We start from the raw sequence: 25,700 nt of genomic DNA on the forward strand, positions 1-25,700 counted from the left end.
CTTTGCAATCTTTATTTATACGCTAATGAACTTTGTTGAAGAATTAACCTGGCGTGGCATGTTGCATACGATTATGCCAGGTACCGAAGAAATGCTGAATAAAGGCATGGCTTCCGGATATATTGGTTTTGATCCTACTGCCGATTCATTGCATGTGGGACATTTAACCCAAATCATGACCTTGATTCACTTTCAGCGTGCAGGCCACAAACCTTATGCGCTGGTAGGTGGTGCAACAGGTATGGTGGGTGATCCGTCTGGAAAATCGGCTGAGCGTAATTTGCTATCAGAAGAAACATTGCAACATAACCTGAAGTGTGTAGAAACGCAACTGGCTAAATTCTTAAACTTTGAAAGCGGTGCCAATAGTGCCGAAATGGTTAATAATTACGATTGGTTTAAAAATTTCAGTTTTCTGGATTTTATACGCGATGTAGGTAAGCACATCACCGTTAATTATATGATGGCTAAAGATTCTGTTAAGAAACGCCTTGAGGGTGAAACCGGCATGTCGTTCACAGAATTTACTTATCAATTAGTACAGGGCTATGACTTTTACTATTTATGGAAGAATAAAAACTGCTCATTACAAATGGGTGGCAGCGACCAATGGGGTAATATTGTAACAGGTACAGAGCTTATTCGCCGTAAAGATGCGGGCGAGGCTTTTGCTTTAACCACCCAATTGATTAAAAAAGCTGACGGTACCAAGTTTGGTAAAACAGAAAGTGGAGCGGTTTGGTTAGATCCGGCTAAAACTTCGCCGTACAATTTTTACCAGTTTTGGTTAAATACAACCGATATTGATGCGAAAAGCTATATCCGCATATTTACTTTATTGGATGAGCCGTCGATACTTGCTTTAGAGCAGGAACATGACCAGGCGCCGCACCAGCGTGCATTACAAAAGGCACTGGCTAAAGATATAACTATCCGCGTGCATGGTGAGCAGGCGTATGAAAAAGCCATTAAATCATCTGAGTTTTTATTTGGCAATACTGGTATCGAGTTTTTAAACGAACTTACAGATGCCGAAGTAACCGGGTTGTTTGAGGGTGTGCCTCATTTTAATATTACTGCTGCCGAATTAGCTGATGGCATAAACGTTGTAGAACTGCTGGCAACCAAAACAACCGTTTTTCCTTCGAAAGGTGAGGCGCGTAAAATGATACAAGCCGGCGGTGTTTCACTTAATAAAACAAAAGTGCCTTCGGCAGATCATGTTTACTCAAAAACTGATCTTATCAACAATAAATTCCTGATCCCCCAAAAGGGTAAGAAGAATTATTTTTTAATTGTTGTTGAATAATTTGATATTGCGACATTTTGTGTATATTTTTGGATAAATGTCGCACAAAAGAAAACAAGATACCAATGTTGAGGTTAATGAACCTATGGCAGCTTATGTTGTACAAAGTACCCAGGGTTCATTTTATCAGCTTTTAGGCGGGGTTCACCCCGGCAGGCTATCTTCTGATTTTGATATTATCAACCTTACCCGCGAAGGTTTACCTAAGCGGGTACTGGTTGCATTGGCCAAGCGTATTTCCATTACCCTTCAGGAACTTGCAGATATCATGCATATCTCTGAGCGTACTTTTCAGCGTTACGAAGACGATAACATTGTTAAAACCGAGTATGCCGAAAAGGCCATTGAGCTTGCGCGGCTTTATACCCGTGGTGAAGAGGTTTTTGGGTCAATGGATAAGTTTAAGCTCTGGATGAAAACCCCAAACTATGCCTTTAAAAATGAGGTTCCGGTTTCATTACTGGATACTTCTATCGGCTTTAGTATGGTTTTAAAAGAGTTGGGCCGTATAGAACACGGTATTTTTGCATAATGCTGCTTTATCGTATTACAAGATCGGTTTATGCTGAAGACCTTGCCGGAACCGGCGCCCGTTTATACGGCGGCCGCTGGAATAGTGTAGGTAAGGGTATGCTGTACCTGGCTTCATCAAGGGCATTAGCTGTACTGGAGGTTTTGGTGCACCTGACACCAATGTTGATTCCTGAAGATTTTGAGATTGTTACTCTTGAAGTGCCTGAAGATTTGCAGGAACTTAATGTAAAGCTATTACCGGAAGGCTGGCAGCAGTTTCCGCAACCGGACATACTACGTAATTTTGGCGACAGGTTTATTACTGAGAACAAGCATTTGATGCTAAAAGTGCCATCGGCAATCGTTTCGCAGGAGTTTAATTATCTTCTGAACCCACTAAATGCTCTTATCAAAAATGTTAAAATAAAAAACCGCCAGCCATTTACGTTTGACCAGCGGTTGTTATAAATTTATCATTGCCGTGCGATTAGAAATCGCTCAGCAAATCAAGTTTTTTCTGGTTATATTCTTCCTGAGAGATTAGTCCGTTATCAAAAAGGGTTTTAAGCTTTTTTAGTTTTTCAGTCAGTTCGTCCGGCTTTTCTACAACAGGCTCTGGTGCCGGTGGTGCAACTGGCGCAGGTGTTGGGGGAGCTACCACAACCGGTTCTGGTGCTGGTGGAGGCGTAACAGGAGTTACCGGTGCAGCAGGCTGTTGTTGTTGTGAGCCTGAAGGGATATTGATGATATGCCCTTCTTGTCTTTCCAGGCGTTTGCGCTCTTCTTCGCGGCATTGCTGCGAGAACTGGTATAATTTACGTGCCTGTACTTTAGGCAGGTAATCAACACCCATTTCGGCGCCTTTAGTTGTTTTAACTGTAAACACCGCGCCAATAATCTCTTCTTTCATGCTAACATCAGCAATGTCTTTCCAGGTAAAATCAACAAATTTTAATGAAAGGCCAAGGTTTGCAGGGGTAAAGAATAATACGCGCCTGTTGGTTACGGCAATAGTGTCAGGTAAAATATTTACCAACGGTTTCTTTTGGGTTGCTATGTATAAAGTTTCTTCGCCGGCAGGTAGTAATTCCTGAAGGCGTGAGTAAACTTTCTCCACCGCTTTCATGTCCTGCTGATCGTATAAAAATTTATCTATCATGGTAATGGTTATGTTTTAAAACCGGATGCAAAAGTATATAAAAAAATTAGCTGTCAAGCAATTAAGAGGTTACAACCGCGAATGTCGGCATTGTCAAAGCGGCCAAGTACCTCAAATGAACCATCAGCATAAATCTTGCCTAAATCCTGCGTTGCAATAAAAGAACACGAATTAATATTAGCAAGATCAATAATATTGATACCGCCTGTGCGGCCAACGCCAATGTTACTGATCGGGTCATTGGTGTCCCGGGTAACAATCCGCATCCAGGGCGGGCAATTGAAAATGCCGTTACCCTTTGAATAGGCTTGCGAAAGTAACTCCGTCATGCCGTATTCTGAATGTATAGCTGCAACGCCAAAGCCTTTGGTTAAAGTAGCGTGCAGTTCTTCGCGAATCATTTCTTTTCGGCGGCCTTTCATACCTCCGGTTTCCATTACAATCAGTTCGGGAAAATTGATCTGATACTGTTCCACAAAATCAAGCAGGGCAAAGGTAACTCCCAACAGAATGGTTGGTTTGTTAAGGCTTTTCTGCTTTTGCAGCTGTTGATAAAGGTCCTGGTGGTTATACAAGTAAAAGCCGCTGTCAGCGTTTTCAGACTGCCGTATCATATCTTCGGCCATGTAGATCAAAGATGAGCCTTCCCGTTCTAAATAGGATGGCAGCAATGCCAGTACGCAATAATTTTTGATATCGCCGTAAAAATGTTGAAAAGCCTTGCGGAAGCTTTCCTGGTACCAGCTTACATCAGTAACCGGGTGCCTGCTGGTAATCATACCTGTGGTACCCGAGCTTGTGAAAGTAATTTCGACAGGATCATTATTGCTAACCACATGATGCGATTTGAAGAACTCGACCGGCAGGAAAGGGATTTGCTTAATGCTTGTTACCTGATTGGCATCAATACCCAGTCCGTTTACAAAGCTTGCATAGATTTCGTTGTGCTGCGACTGGAACTGAAACACCTGTACGGCAGCTTCGGTAAACTGCTGCTGATTGCTGATAGAAAATATTTGTTGCTGATCAGGTTTGTACACGGCGCAAAGATAAATACATTATTCAGCTTTTTTGAAAGCCCGTTTTACTAATACACCCGACAATGCCGACATACCGCCAACTAAGCCGCCAATAAGGCATGTTACAACTAAGACCCATATCCAGCCGGGCAATTGCAGCATTATCGCAACCCGGCCAGCCAGTATATGATCATTGGGGATGCTTTTAAACAAAGCCAGTAACATCCATGCTAAAGCAATGGCAAGAAAACCAGCCCAAAAAGAACGGCCTGCTGTTTTACCTGTAATAAGCGCAGCAACAAATGCGATGATAGCGCCAACCCACCATGTAAAAACAAAGCCGCTGGCAAATGTTAAAATGAAGATGATGAGGAACAGCATTTATTTGGTATTAAGTGTTAAGGTTGTTTTTATACGTTTCGAACTTTCATTAGCCGAATTTAAGAATAGTAGCTCGTTTAGCTTTCCGTTTCGCCAGGTGGTAAACATGTTATCATAAAAAAAGCTTCCCGGATTGCCCGACTCGCCGCCGGGAAACACGCCATAGCCTTTTACATTTGGCCCTAATTGTACCACCATACGCCATGAAGGCCCATGCCCGTCTATCAGTGCATTTACGGTAGTGCCTGTGCCTCCGGCTTTAAATTTTCCTACACCCATGCCCGGTATATTAGCTAAGTGATTAATGTAAGTTTCCTTAACATCACCCCATTGCCATTTAGGCCCCATCTTGCCGTATTTATGTGTCATTTGCGCTATAGTACCAGCAAATGTTTGCATCAACAGATCGCCGCAGTTTTCTACAACTGGCGTTTTCAAATTATCAAACCATTTTGAATCCGGTTGTTGTATCATCAGTTGCAGGGTACGGTCGCGGGTTGGCAGCTTCAGATTTTGATTTTCGGGGAAATTATCGCTCCATGTGCGTTTATAAAAATTACCCCACCATTCATTTAAAAAAGAAGCGCCAATAGCATCAGCAGTAACATATTTGTCCCAGTGCTTTAGCATATCAAGCACTTTCAGTTGGTCTTCATCAAGCTTACTTGCATCAATGTATTTCAGCATAACAGGCAATGCATCCTGTGCAAAAATGCTGTAAGTGTCGGTTTGTAAATTACGCATACTATCAACTGTAGCTTTTGACATGGCGGCAAGCCTGGTGTTAATGCGTTTACCACGTTCATAAGCACCAAAATGCCAGTTGATGTAGTACGGATAGGTTTGATCTGTCGATGATTGATTGGCCGAACTCAAATAACCTTGAGCCGGATTTTTGGCAGTCGGGTTTTGTTCGGCAGGAATCCAGCCATGCCAATCGTCGGCAGGGTCGGTGCCATCTAAAATAAACTTACCCTGATCCTTATATTTCAGCGGTAATTTACCGTTTGGTGTTAGTGCAATATCTTTATCATTGCTGGCAAAAATGAAGTTTTGCGCAGGGGTAGCGTAGTATGTTAAAGCCTTTCTGTAATCTGCATAATTGCTTGCCCTATTCAACAGATAAAAGCATTTTAAATCGTCCGATTCATCATGTGCTATCCACCTTAAAGCATTGCCAACCGGCATTTCAATGTATGAGCGTGCCGGTTTTTTGCTTTCGCTTTCCCAGGTAACCGGGCCCTGATGGGTGTACAGCACGGTATCTGTAATAGGTTGTTCGCCGCGTACTTTGATAATTTCCACACGTTTGGACACTTTGTTCCAGCGGTTGTTATACCAATATTCATTGCGGTTATTGTCTTTAAACTTGATCTGGTACCAATCAAAAACATCGGCATCCACATTGGTTACGCCCCAGCTTACTTTATTGTTATAACCAATAATAATACAAGGCGAACCGGGGATAGACACGCCGTATGTGTTTACATCAGGAGCTGTAAGCTGCACCTGGTACCAGATAGAAGGATAAGTGAGGCTTAAATGCGGGTCATTAGCCAGCATAGGGTAGCCGCTTGCCGTTTTACTGCCTGCAATTGCCCAGTTATTACTGCCTATACCTTCGACTTTTTCGGTAGCGTTAATGCCTGATTGTTGCGCCAGGAAATGTTTAGAAGGCTGCGGTATAGGTAGCGGTTTAAAGTTCCATTTGGTGCCTGCCGGGATAATGGGGTCTTCGCGGAAAGGATAGTCCGGGAACAGATCGCGGGTTACAGCAGGGCCGTACTTTTGCAATACATTGGTCATTTGCGGTGCATCTGAATAACCGGACAAAGTTTCGGCCATTAGTTTTAACAGCAATGCGCAATTAATTGGCTTCCATTCTTCGGGCTTATAGTCAAGCAATTTAAATTCGATAGGATAGTCTCGCGGCGTAAGTTTATGTATATAACTGTTCACCCCTTCGGTATAGGCCAGTATGGCTGTGCGCACTTGCGGGTCTTTCATAAAACCGCGCAACGTATTTTCAGCACCGTACATCATGCCGATACGGCGGTGGTAGCGGTCGATGCCTAAAGCTTTTGGCCCTACAATTTCGGCTAACCTGCCCGATGCGCTTCGGGTTTGTATATCCATTTGCCACAGGCGGTCACTGGCGGTAATGTAACCTTGCGCCAGATAAAGGTCATGGTCGTTCTGAGCAAAAATATGCGGCACCCTGTTCTCATCGAACTTAATGGTTACCGGCTTTTGCAGTCCCTCAATTTTAAGCGTTTCTGATTTAAGATGTTTGCTTTCGGCGTTTTGCCAAAACCCATTACATGGATTAAGGAATTTTCCAATGGGTGGCAGCATCCCGAATTTGGTTTGCAATGCCCATATAAGCGCCAGCGTAATAACAACAGCTATTGTTGCCTTAACGTATTTCATTTTATGATAGTGAGTAGTTGTGTATTGTCATTGCGAGCGTAGCGTGGCAATCTTCCTGTGATAAAAGTAGGGATTGCTTCGTCGTGCCTATCCTCGCAATGACAAGTTAGCAAATTACATCATTTCGTGATCTTTCTTTTCATGATAAACCTTGTAAGCTAAATAGAAAAAGCCAATGGCCATCAAAAACTCGCTGATCACTGTCAGCTTTTTTACATCCGGGTATTGTGTTACCAGCGTTACTATGGCTATAGCCAATTCTATGATACCGATAATAAGATACAGATAGAAGAATTTAGGCGCGTTCATAATTATCTGATTCTTTTAAATATGGTTGCAGCCAATGGCGGAACATTAATCCTGATCGAATTATCGCGGCCATGCCAGTTTTCTTTTTCAGACTGTACTTCATTTTCATTTACGAAACCGCTGCCCCAAAATTCTTTCCTGTCAGAATTGAAAATCTCTTTCCATGTGCCTTCGGCAGGCACACCTACGCGATAGTCATAGCGTACAACTGGTGTCATGTTCAGCACAACTACCACATCATTAGCGCTGTCATTAGCTTTACGCGCATAAACCAGTATAGAATCTTCTGCATTGCCGCCATCAATCCATTCAAAACCGCTGTAATCAAATTGCTTATCAAACAAAGCAGGTTCGTCGCGGTAAAGGTGATTAAGCGCTTTCACGGTTGATTGGATCCCGAAATGGCTTTCATATTGCAGCAGGTGCCAATCGAGCGAATGCTGGAAGTTCCACTCTTCGCTTTGGCCAAACTCGCTGCCCATAAACAGCAGTTTTGTGCCAGGGTGCGTAAACATATAACTATATAACAGGCGCAGGTTAGCAAACCGTTGCCAGTCGTCGCCCGGCATTTTACCTAACATCGAACCTTTACCATATACTACTTCGTCATGAGAGAACGGCAGCATAAAGTTTTCGGTAAAGGTATAGATCAAACTGAACGTGATCTGGTTGTGATGGTACTTGCGATGGATAGGGTTTAAATGGAAATACTTAATGGTATCGTGCATCCAGCCCATCATCCATTTCATGCCAAAACCTAAGCCACCCATAAATACAGGCTTGCTTACGCCTTTAAATGATGTCGACTCTTCGGCTATGGTTTGCGTATCAGGGAAAAGCTGGTAAACTGCTTCGTTAAATTCTTTTAAGAAGGATATGGCTTCCAGGTTTTCATTGCCTCCGAAAATGTTAGGTTCCCATTCGCCATGCTTACGCGAATAATCCAGGTAAAGCATAGATGCAACCGCATCTACACGTAAACCATCAATGTGATATCGGTCCAGCCAGAATATGGCATTACTGATTAAAAATGAACGAACCTCGTTGCGGTTATAATTGAATATATAGGACTTCCAGTCGGGGTGAAAGCCTTTACGGGCATCGGCATGCTCATACAGATGCGTACCGTCAAAATTATACAATCCGTGTGCATCGCCAGGAAAATGAGACGGAACCCAATCCAGTATTACGCCTATACCTGCATTGTGCAACTGCTCTACCAGATACATCAGGTCTTGCGGTGACCCATATCTTGAGGAAGCGGCGTAATAACCAATGATCTGGTATCCCCAGCTTGGATAATAAGGGTGTTCCATCACAGGCATAAACTCTACATGCGTAAAGCCCATGTCTTTTATATAGGGTACCAGTTTGTCGGCCAGCTGGCGGTAATTTAAAAAATCGTCGGGGCTTTCGGGACTGCGTGCCCATGAACCCAGGTGTAATTCATATACCGAATAAGGCTTATGTAATGAGTTATGCTGGCGGCGTGTTTCCATCCAGTTGTCATCATTCCATTCGTACCAGGTATCTTTAACTATAGACGCAGTGCTCGGCGGTATTTCCCAGCTTAAAGCATAAGGATCACCTTTTTCAAGGTCTTCACCCGTATTTGAATTGATGAAATATTTATAAACCTCGCCACTACCGATATTAGGGATAAAGCCTTCCCAAATACCCGAATGGTCCCATCTTACAAAAAGCGGGTGCGAGCCTTTGTTCCAGCCATTGAAATTACCAATAACAGAAACGTATTTAGCATTAGGCGCCCAAACGGCAAAGTAAGTGCCTGTTATGCCATTATGCTGCACTACGTGGGAACCGAATTTTTCGTAAAGCTTATAGTGTTTACCCCCTCTGAATAAATGTATATCAAAGTCGGTAAAGCGGGTGTAGTGTTCAACAGGCTGAATGTTAAATACAGAGACCTCCTGACCGTGAAATGTATCGGGTACAGCGGCTGAAGATTTCTTTTTACCTGCAGGCTTTTTTGTGAACTTAACAGGTGAAGGCGCAGATATGGTACCAGTTTCCTGCGGTTCAGACAGATCCTTTTTCTTGCCGTTTTTTTTGATGGCCTTTATTGGTTCAGTCTCAGGAAAAGCAGGTGCATCAGGTGAAATGCTTTTGGCTGATTTTTTCTTAACTGGCTTTACTGTTTCCGGTGCGGTGTTTTGTATAGGTGCAGAATCGGTTTCGGCTATTTCGGTAGTCGGTTTCTTTTTAGCTTTTGATTCTGATTTAGCTTTATCGCTTTGTTTTGCCATTGGATAGATCACAGGCTATGTATATATGCCTTATAGGTTGAACGTATGAAATTGTTGCTTGTTTTTATTGCTAATGTAATAGTAGCAATATTGTTTGGAACAAAAAAGTAATTGATTAAAGGTAAGGATGTAAAATAAAAACGCCCCTGGAAAGGGGCGTTTGAGTTATTTGATAATGTCTATGTGCTTGAAGTTTTTAGTGAACTTAAATTCGAGGATACTATCTGTAAATTCAAGTTCTGTTACCTCTTTGCCATCAGCAATAATTTTAGATGGCTTAAATGGTAGCCCTACTATTTTAAAGTGATAATTTTCATAGCGAGGGGTGTAAAGGCCTTCCATGCTTTGCTGTATGGTGAACAGGTTTTCTTTACCGCCTGCAATAAATTTCTTCTCCAGATAAATGTCCTGCTCGTAAGCAAAAGTTTCCCCGTAATCTTCGAACAGGAAGGAATTTACATCGTGATCGCTGTAGTAAACGGTCAGTTTAACTTCTTCTATTTCTTTTTCGCCTACGTATTGCATTACCGGGTATTCCGGGATAACTGCACCTGCTTTTATAAACAGTGGAATAGTTTCCAATGGGGTAGGGACAACAACCTCACGGCCACCTTCAAACATCTCATTGGTCCAGAAATTAAACCATGTGCCTTTTGGCAGGTATACGCGGCGGCTGGTTTGCCCCGGCTCTAATACCGGGCATACCAATATTTTATCTCCGTAGGTAAACTCGTCCTGGCGTGCCTGGTTGGTAAGCTCATCCTGTTCCTGTAATATTACAGGGCGCAAAATAGGGAAACCATAACGGTGATGTTCCCAAAATGTTGAATACAGGTAAGGCAGTAAACGGTATCTTAACTCAATAAATTTACGGTTGATAGCAGTAAATGGTTCGCCAAAGCTCCACGGTTCACGCTCTTTAGTATCACCGGCAGAGTGTGCGCGCATAAAAGGGGAGAAGGTGCCCAACTGTATCCAACGGGTAAACAGTTCGCCGTCTGGTTCTCCGCTGAAGCCGCCAATATCAGTTCCGCAGAACGGAACGCCCGACATGGATAAACGCTGGCACTGGATATTGCCTAAACGCAAATGCTCCCATGATGCCACGTTATCGCCGGTCCAAACGGAGGCATAGCGTTGCAGGCCAGAATAACCGGCACGGGTAATGGTAAACGGACGTTTGTTTTTCATCAGCTTACGCAAGCCCTCATAGGTAGCGCGTACCATTTGCATACCGTAAACGTTATGTGCTTTACGGTGCGACCCGCGATAGCCATCATACTGGTGGCGTACATCATCAGGGAAAGTACCTGCACCGAAAACGGCAGGTTCGTTCATGTCGTTCCAAACACCGGCTACGCCAATGTCTACCAGTTCGTCAAACAAACCACCCCACCATTCGCGTACTTCCGGGTTGGTAAAATCAGGAAACTGGCAACGTCCCGGCCAAACGTGGCCTTCCATAAAGTAATCGTCGCAGCGGCGGCAGAAATATTTTTTCTCCTTTCCTTCCCTGAATACTGAGTAATTATCGTCTACACGGATTCCCGGATCAATAATAACAACGGTTTTAAATCCATCGGCAGCCAGATCTTTGATCATCTGCTTTGGGTCAGGAAAATATTTGCGGTTCCAGGTAAAGCAGCGGTAACCGTCCATGTAATCAATATCCAGGTAGATACCATCGCAAGGGATTTTTTGCTCGCGGAAACCTTTAGTAACCGCACGTACCTTAGCTTCCGGGTAATAGCTCCAGCGACATTGGTGGTAACCCAGCGCCCAAAGCGGCGGCATAGGATGTGTGCCGGTTAAGATATGGTAGCGTTTAACCACATCCATCATGTGCGGGCCGTGGATGTAATAATACTGCAGTTCGCCGCCATCAGCCCAGAAACTGGTCTTGCTACGGTCCTCAGAACCAAAGTCGAACGTTGCTTTAAAAGTATTATCAAAGAAAATACCGTGAGCCATGCCCTCATTTAAACTGATATAGAAGGGGATACTGCGGTAAAGCGGATCCTGATTCCAGCCGAATGAATAAGCATCGGTGTTCCAGTTCTTAAAACGGCGGCCACGTAAGTTAAGGTCCGATGCCTTGTCGCCTAAGCCGAAAAAGGCTTCGTCTTTGTGACAAACTTTGGTGCCAAACACATAATAGCCGCCAAACTGTACGTTTTCTTCCCAGTGCATGGGTACAGCATCCTGGCTGGTGATATGGTTTTGGGTATCAGAAAAAGAGATCACAAAATCCTTTTTACTGATATGGCAGTTTACGGTATTGGTTGATACGCGGTATTCATTCTCGTCCTCATGCAACGAAAACACAAGTGCTTTTTGCTGAAGTTTAGGAACAGCGTATGAAAACTCTTCAAGAAACACACCATGAGGTGCTAAACGTACCCGGATGATCTCGTCTGTAACTACGTTGATCTCTACACGTGCTTCGCTGTCTGTAAAGTAAAAGCGGTTACCTTTTTGTTCAATGCCGGTAACGGCATTCAGATATTTTTTTACGATGGGCTTTAAGCCCAGTACGGGATTATTTAAGTGATGAAACTCTTCCTCTTCTTCGATTAATTTGCTGGTAATTAATTCGGGGTTAAGTATGTTTTCGTCCATGCAAACAGTTTTAACTAATTCAACCTTTTTATGGCTTTTTGGGAATGCCAATATACCACATATCAGCCAATTATTAAGCCAAAGATTAAGGTTTTATCAGTCGGCCAGCGCTTTAGCAACGCTGATATCTTTACTATCCTGAACAAAAAGTACTGATACAGACGCGCAAAGCATAAAAATACCGGCTAATACAATGGCGTAAATCGCCTGGCCGTTGTAAAAATGTTTTACGATCGGCCCGCCTAAAAATCCATTTACAATTTGCGGGAAAGTGATGAAGAAATTGAAGATCCCCATATAAACGCCCATTTTTTTAGCAGGGATTGAGCTGGATAATATCGCATAGGGCATAGCCAGAATACTGCCCCAGGCCAAACCAATACCTATCATTGGTAAAATAAGCCAGTGCGGGTCTTTAATTAAATAGATTGATAATAAGCCAATTCCGCCCATAACGAGTGAAAATGCATGCGCTTTTTTACGGCTTGTAGCCCTTGCTATGGCAGGTAGTATCAGAGCATAAATAGCCGAAACGCCATTGTAAACACCGAATAAAACACCTACCCAATCACCGGCTTCACTGTAAGCTTTTGATGAAGTATCGCCAAGCGGCACATGGTAAATATGTGCTGCAATTGCCGGGGTGGTAAATACCCACATTGAGAAAAGCGCGAACCAGGAAAAGAACTGTACCAGCCCTAACTGTTTCATAGTTTTGGGCATGCGTGCAAGGTCTGTAAGGATCTCTGATAAGCCGCTTTTATGTTTTTCCTGAACTTCTTCTTCGGGGTGAAAAGATGCATATTCGGCAGGGGGGTATTCCTTAGTGCGGATGATGGTCCATAGTATACTGAGCAACAGGATAGTACCGCCTACGTAAAACGAATATTTAACATTGTCTTCTACCTGGCCTGCGGGTGCGGTTGAAGAAATATGAAACCAATTGGTGAACACATAAGGCAGGTTTGAACCTATTACTGCACCTAAACCAATTAAGCAGGTTTGAATGGAGAAGCCTTGCCCGCGTTGGCTATCAGGAAGGTTATCGGCAACCAATGCACGGAATGGTTCCATAGCTACGTTGAACGAAGCATCCATGATCATGAGCATACCCGCTCCAACCATGATAGCAGGTGCGAAAGAAGCCAGCGCACTTGAGTTAGGCATTAAGAAAAGCGCTAATGCTGATAATATAGCCCCGGTTAAAAAGTAAGGACGGCGGCGGCCTAAACGGTTCCAGGTACGGTCGCTGTAGTGGCCAATAATCGGCTGAACGATCATACCGGTAATTGGCGCAGCCAGCCAGAACCACGACAGGTGTTCTACATCGGCGCCAAACTTTTGCAGTATACGGCTGGCATTACCGTTTTGCAGCGCAAAACCAAACTGGATACCCAAAAAGCCAAAGCTCATGTTCCAGATTTGCCAGAAGGTTAGGCGCGGTTTTTCTTTAATACTCATAACTGTTTATTGGTTCAATAGTTAATTGGTTGTTTTTAGTCAAGCCGTGCATGTATTTCCTGTCATGCCGAACTTGTTTCGGCATCCCACCTGCCGAGTGTCTTTAAAACACTTTACTTATTTAATGAGATGCCGAAACAATATCTCACATGTCATTGCGAGGAACGAAGCAATCTCAACCTTACAGCCAACTGCAAATCGGGGATTGCTTCGGCGTTTCACGCCTCGCAATGACGTGTACTTTAATTTATCTTTAGCATCACTCCGCTACTCGCCGGTAAAGCCAGGTCAAAGCCCTGTTCAATATTACCGGTATGGAAAACCTTTCCTGTTAACAAGTCTTGGGCGTTAACGGCTCCGCTTAAATGCAACTGCTCCAAAAGATCTGCCGGAAGCTTTACATTAACATGCTGCTCGCTACGGTTAAAGTTGACCACTACAAGTACCCTTTCTTTATCAGTGTAACGCATGTACATATACAGGCGAGTATTAAAGCCGGTGTTGTGCTCATTAGCAACCATTAATTCATAAAACTTGCCATTGCTTAATGCATCGCTTGTTTTTACGGTGTTTAGCAGATTACTGTAAAGCCGGCGCAGGTGCTGCTGTTGTTCTGATAGCTGGCCGCCGTCATATTTGCCGTTGTTTACCCATTTTTGAAACTCGGGAACGCCCCAATAGTCGAAAATAGTAGTGCGCCCATCTGCACCGCTGAAACCTTCCGCTACGGTTGCCGGTTCGCCAACTTCCTGACCGAAGTAGACCATTACAGGCCCGGTATTAAGTGTGGCGGTAACGATCATGCCCGGAACAGCCAGCCAGGGGTTGCCTGCAAAATCTGCTGAGGCAATGCGCTGCTCGTCGTGGTTTTCCATAAAGCGGAGCATGCGTTCGTCAAAACCTGCACAGTCGTGGTTCCAAACTTTGTTAATATCCCATGTGGTGGCATTTTGTTCGTTTCTCACCAGTCGTTTAATGCCATCATAGAGTCCCACTTTATCATACAGGTAATCAAACCTACCTTTGAAAAGATAAGTGCGGTATTCGTTTACATTGTAAGCTTCGCCAATGAAAATAAGATTGGGATGTTCTGCTTTTAATTTCCCAATTACCCATTGCCAAAATTCTACCGGCACCATTTCTACCATGTCACAACGGAAACCATCGACACGCTTTTCGCTCCAGAAATGTAAAATGTCATACATTTTTTGCCACACCGGCGGAATAGGATCGAAATGCCCGGTGCGGCCGTTCGCATAATCTACACCGTAATTCAATTTCACGGTCTCAAACCAATCATTGATAGACGGTGAGGCAGTAAAGGCATCATTACCCGTAGCTTTAGCGGGATTTTCGTCAAACTTCCCATCCTTTAAAGGGGAGTGAAAATCATCGCCCCCCGGATTATAACCGCCTGGCACTTTGAATGACTGGCCAGGAATATAATAAAAATCGTTTTTAGCACTAAAAGCCTGGGTTTTATCATCCTGTTCACCAAAATCATGTACACCTGCAGGCTTTACATCTGAGTGATAGGTACGGGCAACATGATTAGGCACAAAATCCATGATAACTTTTAACCCGTTGGCGTGGGTGCGTTCGATCAAAGCCTCATATTCGGCCATGCGGTTTTTTACATCAACAGCCAAATCGGGGTCAATGTCATAATAATCTTTAACAGCATAAGGTGAACCAGCGCGGCCTTTCACAACATCCGGATCATCAGGCTTAATGCCATAGGCTGAATAATCGGTCATGGTGGCATGCTCAATTACACCCGTGTACCATATATGGCTAAACCCCATTTTTTTGATCGATTGCAGTGCCGCATCGTTAATGTCATCCAACTTACCTACACCGTTTTCCTCAATGGATCCGTAAAATTTGTTGGTGGTTTTAGTATTGCCAAATAATCTCGGCAACATTTGGTATATGATCAGTTTGTGGTCGGTAGCTACTTCCATTTGCTTTTTGTGTTTTGATAACGGCTTATGCTGTGCCTGTAAAGTTAAGGCAGGCAACAATAAACCAAGTATCAAAAACTTTCTTCTTTTCATTATGATGAATTAAGCTTCTACCAATAGCTCGTCGTTTGCTTTTACAAGCTGTTCTTTACCGTGTACGATCACTACAGTTTCTGCTTCTGAATGGTTAGTGATCTGCACACCATCTTTGCTTACTTTGATATTTAGCAAAGTGCCGCGGAAGCCTACATGGAATGAAAATGAATTCCATTTAGCCGGCAGGAAAGGCTGGAAAGATAATTTGCCATCTTTAACGCGCATACCGCCAAATCCCTCAACAACCGACATCCATGTACCTGCCATTGAGGTAGTATGGCAGCCGTCTTCAGTGTCGTTATTGTAATCGTCAAGATCTAAGCGCGATGTACGCAGGTAAAACTCATAAGCGCGTGTTTCGTCGCCTAATTTGGCAGCAAGAATGGCGTGTACGCATGGTGAAAGCGATGATTCATGCACGGTACGCGGCTCATAAAAATCAAAGTTACGACGGATGGTATCCATATCATACTGATCTTCAAAGAAGTAAATGCCTTGCAAAACATCTGCCTGTTTAATAAAGCAGGAGCGAAGTATGCGGTCCCAGCTCCATTTTTGATTAATAGGGCGCTGGTCGGCAGGTAAATCTTTCACTAAAATCTGTTCTTTATCCAGGTAACCATCCTGCTGTAGGAACACGCCATGTTTTTCTGAGTATGGATAGTACATTTTTTCGATAATGTCACTCCATTTTGCCGATTCCTCAGCCTCATTGAAGCTGATTTTCGCTGCTAAAGCGTGATATTTATCAGCATCTGCCGACTTCACTTTTTCAGCAACTTCCAAAGCATATTTCATACACCAAACAGCAATGGTACTGGTATACCAGTTGTTGTTGATGTTGTTTTCATACTCGTTAGGGCCGGTAACACCCAGCATAACATACTGTTGCTTGTCCTCGCTCCAGTTCACGCGCTGCGACCAGAAACGGGCGATAGCAATCAGTACTTCCAGACCATAATCAGCAAGGTAAGCTTCGTCGCCGGTGTAACGTACATAATTGAAGATAGCATAAGCTATAGCACCGTTACGGTGGATTTCTTCAAAGGTGATCTCCCATTCGTTATGGCACTCGGTGCCATCCATAGTTACCATTGGATACAATGCTGCGCCATTTTTAAAGCCAAGCGATGCTGCATTCTCAATAGCCTTGCCTAATTGCTTATAACGGTAAAGCAGCAGGTTGCGGGTAACTTTTTGAGGTGCAGTAGCCAGGTAAAACGGAACGCAATAAGCTTCGGTATCCCAGTAAGTTGAACCGCCGTATTTTTCGCCGGTAAAGCCTTTAGGGCCGATGTTCAGGCGGTCATCCTCGCCAGTATAAGTTTGGTTAAGCTGGAAAATATTAAAGCGGATGCCTTGTTGTGCCGAAGCATCGCCTTCAATGATAATGTCGTTATGTTTCCATTTCTCTGCCCAGGCTGCTGCCTGTTCGGCAAGCATGGTTTCAAAACCTTTGTCGATAGCTTTTTCAAGAACAGTTTTTAGATTATCTATTAACTGATCAACGGTATGATTTTGTGAAGAAAGATTAGCAGCAAATTTTAAGATCGTAACCTCCTGCATATCCTCCACGTATAATTTATATTCAATGCCGATGAACTTTTCTTTAACCACGGGCTCCGGCTTGACATCTACAGGTTTGCCATCGATTAGGATAACGCATTTCATGCCCGTTACGACATCAAAGCCTGTCTTCTTGGTCTTCATGTGGACGTAACCACCGTCAGACCATATATTTTTATCTATTTCATTCCAAAAATTTTCATCATAATTAGCGTCTTGGTTTTTTACATTGCCATTTATGTAAGGTGTAATTGCAATTGTAAGAGCAGAATCTACACCTATAGGTCGAAAATTATATTGGATTACGCCTACTTCGTCATCAACGATACTACAAAAACGGATTACTTCTGCGTCTACTAAAGTTTTACCTACATCTGCTCTAAAGGTTCTTTTCAGAAATCCTTCTTTCATATTTAATTCCCGTCGGAATTCATCAACTCTATTTGTAGCTAAATCAATTGGCTCACCTCCAACACGTATATCAATACCAATCCAGTTGGCAGCGTTAAGTACTTTGGCAAAGTATTCAGGATAGCCGTTTTTCCACCAGCCCACACGGGTTTTATCCGGATAGTAAACCCCGGCAACATAATTGCCCTGCAAGGTTTCGCCGCTGTAGGCCTCTTCAAAATTGGCGCGCTGACCCATACGGCCGTTACCAAGGCTGAAGATACTTTCTGATATTTTATTGTAATGAGGATTAAATCCTTCTTCTATGATCTTCCACTCATCAACTTTGATATAATCTTTCATGTATGTGTAATTGTGATCTTTTTAATCTTAATTGTCGTTTTTATTGTAAGGAAGAATTTCTTCCCTTGCGTCGACCCTCCGTCATTGCGAGGAACGAAGCAATCCCGAACTATGCCGTTTAACTATACAGAGCGGCTCTGTAAATAGGTGATTGCTTCAGCGTTAAGCCTCGCAATGACGTGCGGGTTTACTTATAATTCCTTTATTGTTTCAATAGTTACTTTGTCCAAGCCGCTTACTACCAGATCAGCCTCGGTTAATACATCAGGCGAGCCGATACCTACAGCCTTCATGCCGCCATTTTTAGCAGCTTGTACACCTGCAATGGCATCTTCAAATACCACACATTCGGCAGGGGCAACCCCTAGTGCTTCGGCACCTTTTAAAAATACTTCAGGATCGGGTTTGGGTGTGGTAACATGGTTGCCATCAACAATGGCATCAAATAAATTGGCAATGCCTACTTTGTTTAAAATGGTCATGGAGTTTTTGCTGGCTGAACCTAATGCGGTCTTTAACCCTGTATTTCGGCATGCCTCTAAAAATTCTTTTGCTCCGGGCAAAATCTCAGCAGGTGTCATCTGGTTGATCATCTCCACATACCAGTTGTTTTTTCTGGTGGCCAGTTCTACCTGTTCTTCAGCGGTTTTGGTGACACCGCCCCAACCCAGTATCAGTTCGAGCGAGCGGGTGCGGCTTACGCCTTTTAACTGTTCGTTCTGGTGTTCAGTAAAATCGAAACCCAGTTCATTAGCTAGGCGTTTCCAGGCTTTATAATGATAAACAGCTGTATCTACAATTACCCCATCAAGGTCGAAAATACAGGCTTTAATAGTTGTCGTCATGAATGTTATTGTTTGGCAGTTGCCGGTATCAGCTCAAGTACAAGGGTTTCCCTGCCTTTTAAAGTCAGTTTTTTAATATCAACCGTTTCACCGGTGATCACATTTTTAGCTTTAGTGGCGCCTTTTATGCCTTCAGAGAAATAAGCCGTTTCAATTGAATCTTCTTTATCTGTGCCGTTAAATACTACCATTATACGCTTTTTATCATCGTACCTAAAATACACATAAATACCTTTTTGCGGAATGTATTGCAGCAGTTTACCTGTTTGCAAAGCAGTGGTGTTTTTACGGTAGTTGGCCAATGTGCGGACGTAGTTAAAAGCTTCGTTTTCTTTTTTACTGCGGCCATCGGCAGTAAACTTGTTGTCTTTATCACCTGCCCATCCGCCTGCAAAATCTTCACGCACCAGGCCGTCGGGGTTCGAAAAGTTTTTCATCAGGATCTCGTCGCCGTAATACATTTGCGGAATGCCGCGTAAAGTCATCAGCATGGCCATGCCTGATTTGTATTTGGTAAAATCCTCGCCCACAACCGATAGGAAGCGGCTCATATCATGGTTATCCAAAAAGATCACATTGCGGGTAGGGTCCTGGTATAAGAAGTCCTGCGTAAGTACAGCATACAAGCGGCCAACGCCGTCTGTCCAGCCTTCTTTACCATTGAGGGCTTCCATCATGGCATCTTTCATCACTGCATCAGTTACGCCCGGTAAATGGGTGTCAAAGCCACGGTTAACGGTGTTGCCGCCTAAGAAGAAAGCCTGATCAACGGTTGACCATGTAAGTGTTTCGCCATAGATGGAAAGCTTAGGGAACTCACGCTGTACATCCTGTGCCCATTTAGCCATGTAAGCGGCATCATTGTAAGGGTAGGTGTCTAAACGAAAACCATCGATACCGGCATACTCCACCCACCAGATGTGGTTTTGCGTAAGATAGTTCTGTACATAAGGGTTGTTCTCGTTAAGGTCGGCCATGCGATGGTCAAACCAGCCATCCATCATAATTTTTTTATCGATATCCGCAGCGTGAGGGTCCATTACCGCCATATCGCGATAGTTTGAGTTGGTGTACTTTGGCCACTGGTGTACCCAGCTTTTCATCGGCATGTCCTGTATCAGGAATGATTCGGTACCAATATGATTATGCACCAGGTCTTTAATTACTTTTAAGCCCATTGCATGGCATTTCTCCACATATTGCTTATAAAGCTCATTGGTGCCATAGCGCGGATCAATTTTATAGTAATCAGTTACAGCATAGCCATGATAAGAGGCATGAGGCTCATCGTTCTCAATTTCCGGGGTTAACCAGATGGCAGTAACGCCAAGATCTTTGATATAGTCCAGGTGGTTCATGATACCTTTAATATCGCCACCATGACGGCTGTACATCGAGTCGCGGTTAAGGCCCATTTCACGCATGCCTTTTACCTTGTCGTTTGATGGGTCGCCGTTTGAAAAACGGTCGGGCATGATCAGGTAGATCAGGTCCTTGTTGGTTACACCCTGTACCCGGTTAGCCGAGCGGTTGCGCAGATATAAGGTGTAGTTGTAAGTTAAATCCTTTTCTCCCTTTTTAACAAATTTTATCGGGAACGTTCCCGGAACTGCCGAAGAAAAAAGCTTAAGATCGATGAATAAGTAATTAGAATTTTCAACTTTATGCACTGCAACAAGCTTTACACCAGGGTAAGAAAGCTGTACCTGGCGGCTTGCAATATTGTTGCCATGAACCAGTAATTGAACGTTGGGATTTGCCATGCCTGTCCACCAAAACATGGGTTCTACGCGTTCCAGCGCAGGTATTTGCGCACGCAATCCCAAAGCTGTAAGCATGCAGCAGGTAATAAGAAGTAATGATTTTCTCATAAAAATTATTTTTATCAGCGGTATAATTGGAAACAGGCAGCCGGGGCAGTTCCTGCGTTTCAAATTTATAATAAAAATGATTTCCTGTATGAAAAAGTGAAAATAGTTTTAGAAAGGCGAACTATGGTAAAATCATAAAGTAATTATTCGGTTTTGAGAGATTGCCGTCAACGCTAAAATATATATTTGCCCTTCATGACTTTATTAATGAACAGGTTTAAAAAAGCATTTACTTTCTTGTTAATCGCTTTGGTTTTTGCCTGCCAGAGAGACAATTTATTAAGGGTAGTAGGTGTGAAGGATGGTGATACGATTGTGGTGCTTACGCCCGATCATCAGAATATTACCGTAAGGCTTGCCGAGGTAGACTGCCCAGAGAAAAGCCAGGCATTCGGGCAGGCTGCCAAGCAGTTTACCTCGGATTTGTGCTTTGGTAAAAGTGTAAAACTGGACGGAAGCGAGCATGACAGGTACGGGCGCACTGTAGCGAAGGTAATATTAGAAGACGGCCGTATCTTAAATTATGAGTTGGTGAAAAACGGTTACGCGTGGCAATACAAACATTATTCAAACAACCCGGCGTTGGCAGTTTACGAGCAGCAGGCGCGGGAACAACATTTAGGGCTGTGGCAAGATCCAAACCCTACGCCGCCGTGGGAGTTTCGCCAGCAGAAACGGCAAGGAACATCAAATGGCAGCAAGGAAGAGTATTACCCTAAAAAGCGGAAGTACAAGAAACACAAAAGCAGGAAAGATAACTTTCCTGCTTTTGAATATAATGATAGCCTGTAAATTATTATGAAACCCGATTAATTGATATATTCGAAAACAACCTTATTCCTATGCGCCAGTGTTTCTTTACTTTCCTATGTGCTATTGTTGTTAGTAGCTGCTCTTCACCAAAAAAATCTATCATGCCTTTTCGGAATTTAACTTATGCAGGTGAAAGACAATTTCCTGTCGCTGAAAATAATTCTGAATTCACATTTAAGGCGTCATTTAATATTTCTACGTCTGTAGATAGATTAATAACTATTTCAAAAGATAGTATTTTGGGTTACCAAGGAAATCTTTTAGAGATTTTTAGTCTGCCAGCTAAAAAACATCAACCTCAATACAAATTTATACAAAGAACATTAACACCTAAAAGTGGGTTTAAACGGTTTATAGAAAAAATTGATTCTATGAATTTGTCGTCAGTGAAAAATCAAGAGAATTTTAACATTGGTTTACACCAACCGTTCTCATTGTATGTAATTGAACTGAAGCAAAAGGATAGATATACTCACTTTAAGTTTAATGCTTATTTATCTAAAAGTGAAAGGGTAGAACCCCGATATGAACAAATAGTAAATCTTATTTTTCAAGAGTTTGATTTTCCTTTATACTTAAAATAAAAAAGCCTTTCCAAACGGAAAGGCTTTTTTATTTAATGGGTAATATCTGATTATAGTTTACCGATCTCTTGTACTAAGTCGATCAGTTTGTTTGAGTAACCCCACTCGTTATCGTACCAAGAAACAACTTTTACAAAGTTTTCGCTTAATGCGATACCAGCTTTAGCATCAAAAATTGAAGTACGTGCATCACCTTTGAAATCTTCTGATACAACTTCGTCTTCAGTGTAACCTAAAATGCCTTTAAGTTCGCCTTCAGATGCTTCTTTCATAGCCGCTTTGATCTGCTCATAAGTAGCAGGAGTTTTTAAGCGTGCAGTTAAGTCAACTACAGATACGTCGGCAACCGGAACACGGAATGACATACCAGTTAATTTACCTTTTAATTCAGGTAATACTAAACCTACAGCTTTAGCAGCACCGGTTGATGAAGGGATGATGTTTTGGTAAGCACCACGGCCGCCTCTCCAGTCTTTAGCCGATGGGCCGTCAACTGTTTTCTGAGTAGCAGTTACCGCGTGGATTGTGCTCATTAAACCTTCTTCAATACCGAATTTATCATTCAATACTTTAGCAACAGGTGCTAAACAGTTGGTAGTACATGATGCATTTGAAACGATATTTTGATCTGCTTTTAATTGTTTGTGGTTAACACCCATAACGAAAGTAGGGGTATCATCTTTTGCAGGGGCAGACATTACTACCTTTTTAGCACCAGCATCAATATGTTTTTGAGCAGTTTCCTGAGTTAAGAACAAACCGGTTGACTCGATGATAACCTCAGCGCCAACTTCGTTCCATTTAAGGTTAGCCGGATCTTTCTCTGCAGTAACACGGATAGTTTTACCGTTTACTACAAGGTGGCCGCCTTCAACTGCAATAGTGCCATCAAATTTACCGTGAGTTGAGTCGTATTTTAACATGTAAGCCATGTAATCTGGCTCAACAAGGTCATTTATACCTACAACTTCAACATCAGGTCTTGCAATTGCAGCTCTGAAAGCTAAGCGGCCGATGCGGCCAAAACCGTTAATTCCTATTTTCATGATTTTTTAATTTTTATTTGAGTAGTATGTTAACAAATTATTGATAGGCTCTCTGATAATATTGCCTACCTCTATACCTGCATTTTCAAGTACTGCAAGTAATTGCGGTTGAAAAAGCGTAGCTACTGAACCGGTGAAGTGTACAACTGCATCGGGGTTTTGCTGGTGCAAAGGCTGAAGGTAATTTTTAGTAAGCAGGTTAAAACCTTCAATAACCTTATTCTGAATATATGGATCAGCCATATTATCTGTATAGAAGTCGGTAAAGGAACTCAAAAACAGTGCCGGTTGGCGTAAACGATACACTTTTTCCAAAATCGTTTTACGGTCGGCATCATACCGGTGCTCAAACTGTTCCTGTAAGTGCTCCGGGAGGGTTTCGTTCATAAACGATTTTATTAACTGGCGGCCAAGCCAGTTTGCAGATCCCTCATCTGCAAGTATATAGCCCAAGCCGTAATTGTTTGGCGCTAACTTTTTACCATCGTACCATGCCGCGTTTGATCCGCTTCCGCAAATGCAAACAATGCCCGGTGAGTTTTTACAGGAGGCAATTGCAGCTGCCAGCATGTCATGCTCTACGGTGATTTTGGCAAATTTAAAAAAAGCGCCCATAGCTTTGCAAACAACTTGCTTTAATTCTGCGGTGCAGGCGCCGGCACTAAAAAAATACACACGCTTTACTTCTTCGGCGTGGTGTATGAGGTTGATATTTTTATTAAGCAGTTGCAGAATATGCTTTTCATCATTAAACTGGGGGTTGATGCTGCTCGTTTTAAAAGACGCAATGGTCTTTGATTTTGAAGCCAGCCGCCAGTCTGCAATATGAGATCCGCTATATACTACTGCAATCATCCGGTGCTTATATATTTAAAATTTTAACCATTTCCATCAGGTCGTCTTCCAGCTTAAACTCATGCATGTTTAATGCTTCTTCGAGCGGGGTAGTGGCAATGCTGTTGCCCCTTAGGCCAACCATTTTTTGCGTTTCGCCGTTGATAAGCGCATTTACCGCTGCAAAGCCCATGCGGCTGCCTAAGATACGGTCAAAAGCGGTTGGGCTGCCGCCACGCTGCATGTGACCAAGAATGGTTACTTTAACATCGTAAAACTTAACCTCTTTCTGTACCATCTGGGCAACGTCATAGGCGCCGCGTTTATCGCCCTCAGCTACTATAACAATGCTCGATGATTTTTTATTGTATTCGCCCGCTTTAAGCCCCTCTATCAGTTCTTCAATAGCGGTTTCTTTCTCAGGCAATAAGATGGCCTCTGCACCGGTTGAAATACCTGCACGTAAGGCGATACAACCAGCATCGCGACCCATCACTTCAATAAAGAAGAGGCGGTCATGCGCATCTGCAGTATCACGTATCTTGTCTAATGCTTCAATTACGGTATTGGTAGCAGTATCAAATCCAAGGGTATAATCGGTGCCGCCAAGGTCATTGTCAATGGTTCCCGGTACGCCCATTACGGCAATATCAGGATATTTTTTAGAGAACCGCAATGCACCGGTAAAGGTACCGTCGCCGCCAATTACCACCAGGCCGTTAATGCCACGGTCCTGCAGGTTTTTATAGGCCTTTTCCATACCTTCTTCAGTACGGAAGTCAAGACAACGCGCAGTTTTTAAGATGGTGCCACCGAGGTCGAGTATGTTACTTACCGACCGACGGCTCATATCATATATATCATTATCTATCAAACCCTGGTATCCTTGTTTCACGCCAACAACTTCTAAATTGTTGTAAATGGCCGTGCGAACCACCGCGCGGATACAAGGATTCATGCCTGGCGCATCGCCACCAGAAGTAAGAACAGCTATTTTTGAGACTTTATCCATGTTTTTCAGGTACTGAAAAATTCGCCCTAAGATAACGTGTATATTTAACACGATGGAATTTTTATTTATTTTTTTGATTTCAAAATAACATCTATCTTTAAAACCTAAGTTAAAACCTATAACGTTTGGAAGTTTCACTACCCACTTTTGAATCGGTATTTTCGATCGACTGTGTAATATTTGGCTTTGATGCCGGAGAATTAAAAGTATTACTCATCGAGAGAAATGAAGAGCCATTTAAGGATTGGCTCGCTTTGCCGGGCTATATAGTTAGCCAGAACGAGAGCATTGATAATGCTGCCGAACGTATTTTGTATGAGCTAACCGGCCTGCGCGATTTGCACATGGAGCAGTTTCATACCTTTGGCGAGGTAAACAGGCACCCTCAGGGGCGTGTAATTACCGTGGCTTATTATGCGCTTATCCGTATTAACGGGCAAAAAGAATTACGGCCGGTTACCCAGTATGCGCGTAAAGCGTTTTGGCACCCCGTAAGCGACCTCCCTAAACTGGCGTTCGACCACAGCGAGATCTTTAAAACAGGCTTTAACAAAATACGCCGCCGGTTAAGCTACCAGCCAATAGCGTTCGAGCTTTTGCCTGAGAAATTTACCCTAACCCAGTTGCAGATGCTTTATGAAGCTATTTTAAGCAAGAAGCTGGATAAACGTAATTTTCGTAAAAAGATGCTGAGCTATGGGTTTTTGAAGGAACTTGATGAAAAACAGAAAGGCGTATCTTACCGTGCCGCCAAGCTATATAAGTTTGATAAACGCAAATACGCCAAGATATTCCAGAATGAACTGACGATGGAATAATCAATATATATGGTATTATAAAAAACGGGCT

The 25,700-nt window shown here is 43.1% G+C and carries 21 protein-coding genes; 6 read left to right on the plus strand and 15 right to left on the minus strand.

Annotation, left to right across the window (positions count from 1 at the left end):
* The first annotated feature begins 25 nt into the window (after positions 1-25).
* The 3 genes from tyrS to PQ461_RS06230 are packed head-to-tail and all read left to right on the plus strand — an operon-like array spanning position 26 to position 2,290.
* Positions 26-1,309 carry a tyrosine--tRNA ligase gene (gene tyrS / locus PQ461_RS06220; RefSeq protein ID WP_274302503.1) on the plus strand — a complete coding sequence of 428 codons (1,284 nt, stop codon included), beginning with the start codon at positions 26-28 and terminating at the stop codon, positions 1,307-1,309.
* Between the two features lie 37 nt (positions 1,310-1,346).
* Positions 1,347-1,841, plus strand: a complete 495-nt coding sequence (locus tag PQ461_RS06225; RefSeq protein WP_274302504.1) for an Xre family toxin-antitoxin system antitoxin — start codon at positions 1,347-1,349, stop codon at positions 1,839-1,841.
* Positions 1,841-2,290 carry an RES family NAD+ phosphorylase gene (locus tag PQ461_RS06230; protein ID WP_274302505.1) on the plus strand — a complete coding sequence of 150 codons (450 nt, stop codon included), beginning with the start codon at positions 1,841-1,843 and terminating at the stop codon, positions 2,288-2,290. Before PQ461_RS06225 ends, PQ461_RS06230 begins: the two co-directional genes overlap by 1 nt.
* A 19-nt stretch (positions 2,291-2,309) precedes the next feature.
* Here the strand turns inward: PQ461_RS06230 and PQ461_RS06235 are convergent, their stop codons facing one another.
* The 12 genes from PQ461_RS06235 to PQ461_RS06290 form a co-directional block, all read right to left on the minus strand.
* Positions 2,310-2,981: a PH domain-containing protein gene (locus PQ461_RS06235; protein ID WP_274302506.1), complete on the minus strand. Its 672-nt coding sequence runs from the start codon at positions 2,979-2,981 to the stop codon at positions 2,310-2,312.
* A gap of 53 nt (positions 2,982-3,034) precedes the next feature.
* Complete coding sequence (locus PQ461_RS06240; RefSeq protein WP_274302507.1) at positions 3,035-4,021, minus strand: LuxE/PaaK family acyltransferase; 987 nt, start codon at positions 4,019-4,021, stop codon at positions 3,035-3,037.
* Positions 4,022-4,039: 18 nt separating this feature from the next.
* Positions 4,040-4,381: a hypothetical protein gene (locus tag PQ461_RS06245; protein ID WP_274302508.1), complete on the minus strand. Its 342-nt coding sequence runs from the start codon at positions 4,379-4,381 to the stop codon at positions 4,040-4,042.
* Entirely contained in the window at positions 4,382-6,811 is a 2,430-nt protein-coding gene (locus PQ461_RS06250; protein ID WP_274302509.1) for a penicillin acylase family protein, read from the minus strand. It abuts the gene before it with no gap.
* Positions 6,812-6,925: 114 nt separating this feature from the next.
* Positions 6,926-7,120 (minus strand): hypothetical protein, encoded by a 195-nt coding sequence (locus PQ461_RS06255; protein WP_274302510.1) that lies wholly within the window; start codon positions 7,118-7,120, stop codon positions 6,926-6,928.
* Between the two features lie 2 nt (positions 7,121-7,122).
* The gene (gene glgB / locus PQ461_RS06260) at positions 7,123-9,387 is read right to left on the minus strand and encodes a 1,4-alpha-glucan branching protein GlgB (RefSeq protein ID WP_274302511.1); all 2,265 of its coding nucleotides are present in this window, start codon (positions 9,385-9,387) and stop codon (positions 7,123-7,125) included.
* A gap of 165 nt (positions 9,388-9,552) precedes the next feature.
* Positions 9,553-12,006 carry a glycoside hydrolase family 31 protein gene (locus PQ461_RS06265; protein WP_274302512.1) on the minus strand — a complete coding sequence of 818 codons (2,454 nt, stop codon included), beginning with the start codon at positions 12,004-12,006 and terminating at the stop codon, positions 9,553-9,555.
* 96 nt (positions 12,007-12,102) lie between these two features.
* Complete coding sequence (locus tag PQ461_RS06270) at positions 12,103-13,467, minus strand: MFS transporter (RefSeq protein WP_274302513.1); 1,365 nt, start codon at positions 13,465-13,467, stop codon at positions 12,103-12,105.
* A gap of 242 nt (positions 13,468-13,709) precedes the next feature.
* Positions 13,710-15,524 (minus strand): alpha-amylase family glycosyl hydrolase, encoded by a 1,815-nt coding sequence (locus PQ461_RS06275; protein WP_274302514.1) that lies wholly within the window; start codon positions 15,522-15,524, stop codon positions 13,710-13,712.
* 9 nt (positions 15,525-15,533) lie between these two features.
* Entirely contained in the window at positions 15,534-17,846 is a 2,313-nt protein-coding gene (locus tag PQ461_RS06280; protein WP_274302515.1) for a glycoside hydrolase family 65 protein, read from the minus strand.
* A 191-nt stretch (positions 17,847-18,037) separates the two neighbouring features.
* Complete coding sequence (gene pgmB, locus PQ461_RS06285) at positions 18,038-18,691, minus strand: beta-phosphoglucomutase (protein WP_274302516.1); 654 nt, start codon at positions 18,689-18,691, stop codon at positions 18,038-18,040.
* Positions 18,692-18,696: 5 nt separating this feature from the next.
* Positions 18,697-20,562 carry a glycoside hydrolase family 13 protein gene (locus PQ461_RS06290; protein ID WP_274302517.1) on the minus strand — a complete coding sequence of 622 codons (1,866 nt, stop codon included), beginning with the start codon at positions 20,560-20,562 and terminating at the stop codon, positions 18,697-18,699.
* Positions 20,563-20,769: 207 nt separating this feature from the next.
* Between PQ461_RS06290 and PQ461_RS06295 the strand changes: the two genes are divergently transcribed.
* Both PQ461_RS06295 and PQ461_RS06300 read left to right on the plus strand, forming a co-directional pair.
* The gene (locus PQ461_RS06295; protein ID WP_274302518.1) at positions 20,770-21,354 is read left to right on the plus strand and encodes a thermonuclease family protein; all 585 of its coding nucleotides are present in this window, start codon (positions 20,770-20,772) and stop codon (positions 21,352-21,354) included.
* Between the two features lie 50 nt (positions 21,355-21,404).
* Positions 21,405-21,959: a hypothetical protein gene (locus tag PQ461_RS06300; protein ID WP_274302519.1), complete on the plus strand. Its 555-nt coding sequence runs from the start codon at positions 21,405-21,407 to the stop codon at positions 21,957-21,959.
* A gap of 50 nt (positions 21,960-22,009) precedes the next feature.
* Here PQ461_RS06300 and gap read toward each other — a convergent pair whose 3' ends face one another.
* From gap to pfkA, 3 genes are read right to left on the minus strand one after another with little or no spacing between them, the layout of a single operon-like run.
* Positions 22,010-23,005, minus strand: a complete 996-nt coding sequence (gap, locus tag PQ461_RS06305; protein ID WP_274302520.1) for a type I glyceraldehyde-3-phosphate dehydrogenase — start codon at positions 23,003-23,005, stop codon at positions 22,010-22,012.
* A gap of 6 nt (positions 23,006-23,011) precedes the next feature.
* A complete protein-coding gene (locus tag PQ461_RS06310; protein ID WP_274302521.1) occupies positions 23,012-23,860 on the minus strand; it encodes a hypothetical protein in 849 nt (282 codons plus the stop codon).
* Positions 23,861-23,867: 7 nt separating this feature from the next.
* A complete protein-coding gene (gene pfkA, locus PQ461_RS06315; protein WP_274302522.1) occupies positions 23,868-24,851 on the minus strand; it encodes a 6-phosphofructokinase in 984 nt (327 codons plus the stop codon).
* A 125-nt stretch (positions 24,852-24,976) separates the two neighbouring features.
* On the opposite strand from pfkA, the gene PQ461_RS06320 reads away from it, so the two are divergent.
* Positions 24,977-25,669 carry an NUDIX hydrolase gene (locus PQ461_RS06320; protein WP_274302523.1) on the plus strand — a complete coding sequence of 231 codons (693 nt, stop codon included), beginning with the start codon at positions 24,977-24,979 and terminating at the stop codon, positions 25,667-25,669.
* The last annotated feature ends 31 nt before the right edge of the window (positions 25,670-25,700 follow it).

The organism is Mucilaginibacter sp. KACC 22063 (assembly GCF_028736115.1).
Lineage (GTDB): Bacteria > Bacteroidota > Bacteroidia > Sphingobacteriales > Sphingobacteriaceae > Mucilaginibacter.

Coding starts and splice junctions, on each gene's coding strand:
- tyrS (WP_274302503.1), top strand. CDS start 26: ATGAACTTTGTTGAAGAATTAACCTGGCGTGGCATGTTGCATACGATT.
- PQ461_RS06225 (WP_274302504.1), top strand. CDS start 1,347: ATGTCGCACAAAAGAAAACAAGATACCAATGTTGAGGTTAATGAACCT.
- PQ461_RS06230 (WP_274302505.1), top strand. CDS start 1,841: ATGCTGCTTTATCGTATTACAAGATCGGTTTATGCTGAAGACCTTGCC.
- PQ461_RS06235 (WP_274302506.1), bottom strand. CDS start 2,981: ATGATAGATAAATTTTTATACGATCAGCAGGACATGAAAGCGGTGGAG.
- PQ461_RS06245 (WP_274302508.1), bottom strand. CDS start 4,381: ATGCTGTTCCTCATCATCTTCATTTTAACATTTGCCAGCGGCTTTGTT.
- PQ461_RS06250 (WP_274302509.1), bottom strand. CDS start 6,811: ATGAAATACGTTAAGGCAACAATAGCTGTTGTTATTACGCTGGCGCTT.
- PQ461_RS06255 (WP_274302510.1), bottom strand. CDS start 7,120: ATGAACGCGCCTAAATTCTTCTATCTGTATCTTATTATCGGTATCATA.
- glgB (WP_274302511.1), bottom strand. CDS start 9,387: ATGGCAAAACAAAGCGATAAAGCTAAATCAGAATCAAAAGCTAAAAAG.
- PQ461_RS06265 (WP_274302512.1), bottom strand. CDS start 12,006: ATGGACGAAAACATACTTAACCCCGAATTAATTACCAGCAAATTAATC.
- PQ461_RS06270 (WP_274302513.1), bottom strand. CDS start 13,467: ATGAGTATTAAAGAAAAACCGCGCCTAACCTTCTGGCAAATCTGGAAC.
- PQ461_RS06275 (WP_274302514.1), bottom strand. CDS start 15,524: ATGAAAAGAAGAAAGTTTTTGATACTTGGTTTATTGTTGCCTGCCTTA.
- PQ461_RS06280 (WP_274302515.1), bottom strand. CDS start 17,846: ATGAAAGATTATATCAAAGTTGATGAGTGGAAGATCATAGAAGAAGGA.
- pgmB (WP_274302516.1), bottom strand. CDS start 18,691: ATGACGACAACTATTAAAGCCTGTATTTTCGACCTTGATGGGGTAATT.
- PQ461_RS06290 (WP_274302517.1), bottom strand. CDS start 20,562: ATGAGAAAATCATTACTTCTTATTACCTGCTGCATGCTTACAGCTTTG.
- PQ461_RS06295 (WP_274302518.1), top strand. CDS start 20,770: ATGAACAGGTTTAAAAAAGCATTTACTTTCTTGTTAATCGCTTTGGTT.
- PQ461_RS06300 (WP_274302519.1), top strand. CDS start 21,405: ATGCGCCAGTGTTTCTTTACTTTCCTATGTGCTATTGTTGTTAGTAGC.
- gap (WP_274302520.1), bottom strand. CDS start 23,005: ATGAAAATAGGAATTAACGGTTTTGGCCGCATCGGCCGCTTAGCTTTC.
- PQ461_RS06310 (WP_274302521.1), bottom strand. CDS start 23,860: ATGATTGCAGTAGTATATAGCGGATCTCATATTGCAGACTGGCGGCTG.
- pfkA (WP_274302522.1), bottom strand. CDS start 24,851: ATGGATAAAGTCTCAAAAATAGCTGTTCTTACTTCTGGTGGCGATGCG.